Origin of the sequence: Allosalinactinospora lopnorensis, from assembly GCF_000981225.1 — a bacterium.
Taxonomy (GTDB): domain Bacteria; phylum Actinomycetota; class Actinomycetes; order Streptosporangiales; family Streptosporangiaceae; genus Allosalinactinospora; species Allosalinactinospora lopnorensis.
On sequence record NZ_LAJC01000177.1, the window covers coordinates 1 to 1,321 of the forward strand.

Below are 1,321 nucleotides of genomic sequence, written 5' to 3' on the forward strand. Positions count from 1 at the left end.
CAGGCCGGCATCGACCCGCTGTCGGTGAAGAGAAGCGCGACCGGTGTGTTCGTGGGGGGCAACGGTCAGGATTACGCGGCCGGCCTGACCCAAGTACCTGAAGGCGTTGAAGGCTATTTGCAGATAGGCAGTGCGGCCAGTGTGGCGTCGGGTCGGGTTGCCTACACCTTCGGGTTGGAGGGGCCGGCGGTGACGGTGGATACCGCGTGTTCGTCGTCGTTGGTGGCGGTGCATCTGGCGTGCCAGGCGCTGCGGCAGGGCGAGTGCACGCTGGCGCTGGCCGGGGGTGTCACGGTCATGGCCACACCGGGGTTGTTCGTTGAGTTTTCTCGGCAGCGGGCTCTTTCCCCGGATGGGCGGTGCAGGTCGTTTTCGGCGGCGGCTGATGGCACCGGTTGGGCCGAGGGGGCCGGTGTGGTGGTGCTGGAGCGGTTGTCCGATGCCCGGCGCAACGGTCACCCGGTGCTGGCGGTCATCCGCGGGAGTGCCGTCAACCAGGACGGGGCTTCCAATGGGTTGACGGCGCCCAGCGGACCCTCCCAGGAGCGGGTGATCGCGCAGGCGCTGGCCGGTGCCGGTGTGGGCCCCGAGGGTGTGGATGCGGTGGAGGCCCATGGCACCGGGACGCCGCTGGGGGATCCGATCGAGGCGCGAGCGCTGCTGGCCACCTATGGGCGGGGCCGGCCGCAGGACCGGCCGCTGTGGCTGGGGTCGCTGAAGTCCAACATCGGCCACGCGCAGGCAGCGGCCGGTGTGGGCGGTGTGATCAAGATGGTGCAGGCGATGCGCTATGGCCTGTTGCCCAAGACCTTGCACGTCGATGAGCCGAATCCGCGCGTGGACTGGGACGAGGGCGGTGTGGCGCTGCTGACCGAGGCGCGGGAGTGGCCGCGGACCGATCACCCCCGGCGGGCAGGGGTGTCTTCGTTCGGGATCAGCGGCACCAACGCCCATCTCATCATCGAGCAGGCCCCGCGGGACGAGAAGGCCACGGCAGCCCCCTCCGCTGACGCCGGTGCCTCGTCGGAGGCGGTGACCGTGGCTCCTGTGGTGCCGTGGGTGGTATCGGGCAGGAGCGAGCAGGCGCTGCGGGCCCAGGCGGCGCGGCTGCGGGCGTGGGTGGAGGATCGGCCGGGGGTGGCTCCGGTGGATGTGGGGTGGTCGTTGGCGTCGGGGCGGGCGGCGTTGGAGCACCGGGCGGTGGTGGTCGGTGGTGACCGCGGTGAACTGGTGCGGGGGTTGGAGCGGTGGCCGGGGGGCGCCCGGCTGCTGGTGTTGTTTACGGGCGCGGCGCTGCGCCGGGGCAAGGTGGGCGTTTGTG

Annotated in this window: 1 protein-coding gene; it reads left to right on the forward strand. The window is 71.4% G+C overall.

All coding sequences use genetic code 11. From position 1 onward, the window contains the following. Positions 1 to 51 precede the first annotated feature (51 nt). Positions 52 to 1,321, forward strand: a 1,270-nt coding sequence (locus VS93_RS26350) for a beta-ketoacyl synthase N-terminal-like domain-containing protein (RefSeq protein WP_338022809.1), incomplete at its 3' end; no start/stop codon positions are given.